The following is a 5857-nucleotide window of genomic DNA, read 5'->3' on the forward strand; positions in this document are numbered from 1 at the left end:
ATTCTAGCCGACGTTTACCTCTTTATGACGGGTGGTCAAACGAGTCTAGAATTTAACGCGAATAAACAAGAGGGTGGGGTAGAAACCATTCGTCGTATTGAAGGAAGAAAAGCGCTAAAGGTTTTGCGCGCAAGTGCCGATGAACTAGAAGCTCACCAAAAAAGATTAGAGTTGGTGAACAACTGTATTTGGCATCAATAGGAGAAGCTATGTTGAGGGCTTTGTTGGTCGCGTTTTTAGCGATATGGAGTAGTCTCTCGAGTGCTGCGAGTGAATCTACAATGTCTTTGTTAGACAATCGCTTTCGAGTTGATCCAACCATCGAGCAGATCACGTTTTTGGTTTATCGTGAGCAAAGTTCTCAGCCAGTTGTTTTAGTCCGTCCTGACGGTAAAAAATACTATGCTTGGGGCTCTTACGACAATGTACGTTGGTATCAAGAAGCCTCACTCGATATTATTTCCGTTGATAACCCTATGCCAGGTCCATGGCAGGCTGTGGGGAAAGTTACGCCTAAAAATAACATCCGCTTAATTTCTCACCTAAAGCTCAGTACGGATCTGTTCCCAAACCGATTATATAATGGGGAAGCGCTTAAGTTTACAGCTCGCCTGACCTCCGACGGCAAACCTCTTGTACTGCGCGACTTCCTTGATCGCGTGAATCTGCGCGTGACATTTACCAAGTTTGTCGAAAATGAAGATGAGCTGATCAAAGAAGCACGTCCAGTGCCGATGGTTGTGGGTGAGTTTTCTGATGACGGCCGAGGCTTGGATGAAAAAGCAGGGGATGGAGTGTTCACGGTTCAGCTCCCAATAGACGTTGAGCCTGGTAAGTACCGTGCGCGCATCACGTCTGGCAATGGCGTATTCTTACGAGCGCAAGAGCAAGTCATCTTGGTTTATCCGAACCCAATCTCTCGTACTTTTATTCAGGCTCGTAATCCCGATAAGCCACACCAATTAGTGGTGAGTGGCGAGCAAGGTATGATTGCACCAGGCTCTATTGCAGTCACAGTGAAAAAGGACGCTCCCGATGGTTTCATTAGTTACAGCCAAGGACAGGTCTCTAAAGATGGAATGAGAGTTACGTTGAACCTCAATAACGATGCTGAGCTTGGTAAGTACGCATGGCGCGGCGAGATCTTTGCCACTGATTTTGCAACTCAGCGCTCGTTGGTGTTTCCTATCCCAGAGCAAACCTTCAGTGTTGTTGATGAAGTTGATCTAGAAGCTGCTCGAATTGCAAAAGAAGCTGAATTAGCCGAACAGCGCCGTATTGAAATGGAAAAGCAAATTATCGCTGAGCGAGAGGCTGAGCGTAAGCGCAGCATGATTATTATCGCGGTGGGTAATTTGATAATGCTGCTGATTGTGATCATTGCATGGATAGTCTGGCGCAAAATTAAAGCGAAGCGCGATGCCATGCCAGAGATGCAATTAGAAGTACCAAAGAAATAGTAGTAACACATAAAGCGAGAAACGGAGCCAATCGGCTCCGTTTTTTTATCAAGTTACCAAGTTGGAAGAAGAAAAATGGATAAATTATGAATATTTAAGTTTACTGTATTCAAATATATGTTTGGGATTTTATATAAATAATATATCATTTTTACTTTCTAAATTGGTTGCATTTTTAATGTGACTAACTTTCAAAACAATCAATTAAAGATAAAGAAATAATGAATAAAATTTTAGCTTTTTTTTGTGCAGTGATAATTGTAGGTTGTTCTTCTATTGATAATGGTGTTAATAATCCAGATTCGGGAAGTAATAATTTAAAATCACTTGATACCTTCACTTTCGATCCCTTAAGTAAAATCCAAAAAGTAGAAATACCAACTTATTATGATGGCTTGTTTGATACAGCAAGACCCTATTTAGATGAAAAGTACCCTTACACCTATGTCAGTAAACCTCAAGCATACATAATTGATGACGAGATTATTTCTTTTGCTCCTTGGTTTCCTGTCGAAGGAAGGTTTACGGTTTTTCCAACCGCTCACTATATAGTTATAACTCAAGAAACCGAGAGTGGCTTAGTCTCCGCACGATTTAATCATGAACAAGTAATTAAGCTGTTAAGTGAAGAGTATAAAATTACTGAGCATACAAGTCCGTTTTTTCATTATGTTCTAGAGGTTTCTCCAAGTGAACAAGCCAATTTTGTAGAAGATATCCATAAAAAATTGAGTAGACTTCCTTCAGAATAAGGATTGTTGGTTGAATTTTGGTCAATAAAGTCAGGGGTTCTGGCTTTATTGATTGCATGGAGTTCTATTTATATTGATTTGGGCTTTGTAATAGGTAGTACGCCATAATAACAAGAGCCGATCTTTTAGGGTTTCTGGATAAATATTCAGCTGTGCGTGATAAATAAGAATAAGTAAACGCGAGGTCTCTGATGAAATACAAAAAGCGTCAGAAGTATAAATACACTCTCCATTCTGAAGAAAAGATTGAGACTCACATTTCAGTGAGTAACGCGTATGACAGCCCTTTTCTTAGTTTGTCCAAACAAGGCGTGTTAACGATTAAAAAGGGCTATGCATGGGATGGAGCGAGTGGGCCAGCGTTAGACACAAAAAACATTATGAAAGCTTCTTTAGTGCATGATGCTCTTTACCAACTCATGAGGGAAGAGGTGTTGCCACAAAGTGCTCGAAAGCATGCGGATACGTTGTTGAGAGAAACATGTTTAGAAAAAGGAATGTCTAGCTTCAGAGCAACTTATATCTATTATGGCGTCAGAGTTGTCGGTGGCTTCTTTTCTAGACCTGATACTTTGTGTGCTTAATGGGAACATCTTTCCAACGTTTAACTGTTTATTTATACAGTTTAGTTATGTAAGCTCCAAGGTGATACAAAGGAGTAGTACATAATGACAATAAGATATGAAGAGCATGTGCCAAGCCCGAAAGAATACTGTGATATGCGTGTCAAAGCCGGGCTATCACCCAAATCGTTGAAAGCTGCTGAAATTGGTCTACCCAATTCGTTATATGGCGTATCTGTTCGGGATGAAGGAAAGCTCATTGCAATGGGTCGGGTTGTTGGTGACGGGGCGTGTAACTTCGAAATTGTCGACGTTGCCGTTGATTCTGATTATCAAGGCAACGGTTTAGGTAGAAAAGTCATGGAATACATCGACGGTTATCTTTCATCTGTTGCACTTGAAGGCTCTTACGTTTCTATGATTGCTGATGAACCGGTCTTTTACGAAAAGCTTGGTTATAGGCTGGTGGCTCCTAAAAGCCAAGGGATGACAAAAAAGTTTAAGCCAAAGGCGTAACACGTATTCAGCTGTGAAGATAAGCACTAGAAAACAGGAGTTTAATTTCCTGTTTTCTATATTAAATTTGTATTTAAGCCACTTCTGGAATTGGTTTGGGTGGCTGCTCTAAATCAGGCTCTTTTTGAACAGTAGGAATTTGTCCCTCACCCACAGCACTGATGTAACAGCCACTAAGTTTAATGGCAAGGTACATATCAGCTCGCAGTAAGATGCCTCCTTCACTGGTGCTGATACCAGTAAGCTCACACCATTGACGAAGACGTCGTTTCCTTCCAGCGAGGATTAAGCGTACGCCTCTCTTTTTCAAAGTATTGTGAATATCTGCCAGTGTTGCCATCACACTGAGATCCAAGTGAGTAAAGCTCGATACGGCGTCGATGACAACGCAACTTGCGTCTTTGTGATGCTCTGCCTGCTCTAACACTCTACGTTTAAAGTAAGGAGCATTGAAGTAAGTTAGCGGTGAGTTAAAGCGGTAAATCACCATTCCAGGAATAGGCGAAGCTTTTCCTGAGTCGTCGATGGTCCGAATGGTACCTTTTTCATCCAAGCCAAGTAGCTGATCACTCGGTCGCATGACAATCCGTAAAAATTGAAACAGCCCTAGCAATACCGCCAAAGTGATCCCCGGTATTACACCCACGATCAACACAGAAATAAAAGTAATGATGGCCAGATAAAATGCATCTTTGTCACGAGATTTTAATTTCCAAATTGCTTTAAGATCGAGCAGCGATAGGGACGCAATGATCAATACAACACCAAGTGAAGCGATAGGGATGAACTGCAAAGGCTCGTAAATAAATACCGCAATAATGGCAATGGTGATTGCGGCGACAATCGAAACTAATTGAGATTTACCGCCATTTGCATCATTGACGGCTGTGCGTGAGTCAGCGCCGCTTATTGCGAAACCTTGTGAAAACGCTGAGGCAATGTTGGCAAAACCCAACGCCTGAAACTCTTTATTTGCATCAATATCATAACCGTTTTTAGCCGCGAAACTGCGGGCGGTGAGCATCATGCTAACAAAACTGACAATCGCAAGGTTGAGCGCCGGGACTACTAGTTCACGAACTTCACCTAGCTCAAATTCCGGTGTTTGAAACTGAGGGAAGCCACCTTGAGTGAGTCCGACAACCGATACGCCCATCTCTTGTAAATGGAAAAACCAAACTGACGCAGTAGTTACGAGGATCGCCAGCATGGCAGCAGGCCAAGTTGGTCGGTAGCGTTTGGTGAGCAAATAAACGACAACCGTCACGATACTCAGAGTTACAGTAGGCCAATGAAGATCGGTTAATCGTTGTGGAGCTTCCCATAAACGTTCCAGTAAATAACGTTGCTCGTATTTCAAACCGACTACTTTCGCAAACTGACCAACGATAATTGTGAGAGCAACACCGTTGAGTAGACCCAAAAGAATCGGACGAGAAAGGAAATCTGCAAACACTCCTAGCTTGAAACGACTTGCCAGTACACACCAAATCCCCGTCATCGCTGTCATGGTCATAACCAACTGCCAATGTTTTGTGGGGTCACCTGCGGCAAGTGGTGTCACAACAGCAGCAATCACTGCACAGGTTGCTGCATCGGGTCCGACAATGAGTTGTCGAGATGTGCCCATCATGGCGTAAACCAACATTGGCAGTACACACGAATACAGACCGACAATTGCGGATACACCAGTTAACTGTGCATAAGCTATGGCAACTGGCAGTGCAACCGCGACAACAGAAAAGGCGGCTCTGAAGTCGTTAACAAACCATTCTTTTTGATAATGCTTAAGCTGAACAAGCCCTGGGAACCACTGTGCGAGTAATATTTTAGCCAACGGATTTACCATATATGTGAGTGAGTTACTTAAAGTATACACCGCTTAGTTGGAACGTCTGTGAGTTAGTTATCACTGGAAATCGGGGGAAAGATTGGAGTGCGTGGCTTTTATTGCGATTGCGCAGGGGCTTCGTGGTGTGAGGTGTTATGAACGCTATTCTGGAAGCAATAAAAAACGGGAGCTGATACTCCCGTTTGTGGTCTCAGATTCTAGAGTTATGCGACGCTATCCATCTGAGGGTATAGCGGCTTTGCGGCAAGCAGTTCCGGCTCAAAATCGTCAACGTTGATTGTATCTAGACGATGCTGTTCCGCTTCTCTGAGTAGATCGGCTTCTTCTTGCGTGATAAAGCCTTGCTCTAGCCCTTCCTGAGCAATCATATCCAAACGTAAGAATGGGCGACGCTTACCTTGCGCTTTACATACTTTGTCAAACACAGGCTCAGCTTGAAGAATGACTGATAGTGCAAGCTCAATCTTACCTGCTGCGTTGTGCTCGGTTGGTTCAAGGTATTGACCGCGACCAATGCGTGAGCGCGTTGCACTTGGCGTTTGTAGAATGCGTGCCACTTTACTGTCTAGTTTATCGCTTGGTGCTTTGCGTACGCGACCAAATGGCATGATTAATACGCGTAGCGCACGGCCAATTACTTTGTTCGGGAAGTTTGCTAAGAATTCATCTACTGCCACTTCCGCTTGTTTCAAACTGTCTTGTAGACCCCAGTGT

General features: G+C 43.2%; 6 protein-coding genes and 1 pseudogene. 5 read left to right on the forward strand and 2 right to left on the reverse strand.

Annotated features, from left to right (window positions below):
* The 5 genes and pseudogenes from IQR33_RS33475 to IQR33_RS18540 form a co-directional block, all read left to right on the forward strand.
* Positions 1–201, forward strand: a pseudogene (locus tag IQR33_RS33475) (DNA polymerase III subunit epsilon); the annotation flags it as partial.
* An 8-nt stretch (positions 202–209) separates the two neighbouring features.
* Positions 210–1460 carry a TIGR03503 family protein gene (locus IQR33_RS18525; protein WP_025768253.1) on the forward strand — a complete coding sequence of 417 codons (1251 nt, stop codon included), beginning with the start codon at positions 210–212 and terminating at the stop codon, positions 1458–1460.
* Positions 1461–1681: 221 nt separating this feature from the next.
* Positions 1682–2212: a hypothetical protein gene (locus tag IQR33_RS18530; RefSeq protein WP_005380387.1), complete on the forward strand. Its 531-nt coding sequence runs from the start codon at positions 1682–1684 to the stop codon at positions 2210–2212.
* Positions 2213–2403: 191 nt separating this feature from the next.
* Complete coding sequence (locus IQR33_RS18535; RefSeq protein WP_017633769.1) at positions 2404–2796, forward strand: DUF1353 domain-containing protein; 393 nt, start codon at positions 2404–2406, stop codon at positions 2794–2796.
* A gap of 84 nt (positions 2797–2880) precedes the next feature.
* Positions 2881–3291 carry a GNAT family N-acetyltransferase gene (locus tag IQR33_RS18540; protein ID WP_017633770.1) on the forward strand — a complete coding sequence of 137 codons (411 nt, stop codon included), beginning with the start codon at positions 2881–2883 and terminating at the stop codon, positions 3289–3291.
* A gap of 73 nt (positions 3292–3364) precedes the next feature.
* Here the strand turns inward: IQR33_RS18540 and IQR33_RS18545 are convergent, their stop codons facing one another.
* Positions 3365–5140: a SulP family inorganic anion transporter gene (locus tag IQR33_RS18545; protein ID WP_005380390.1), complete on the reverse strand. Its 1776-nt coding sequence runs from the start codon at positions 5138–5140 to the stop codon at positions 3365–3367.
* 206 nt (positions 5141–5346) lie between these two features.
* On the reverse strand, positions 5347–5857 hold a 511-nt coding region (locus IQR33_RS33480), incomplete at its 5' end, for an acyl-CoA dehydrogenase domain-containing protein (protein ID WP_228013981.1).

It is taken from the genome of Vibrio sp. OPT46, assembly GCF_015163535.1.
Taxonomy (GTDB): Bacteria; Pseudomonadota; Gammaproteobacteria; order Enterobacterales; family Vibrionaceae; genus Vibrio; species Vibrio alginolyticus.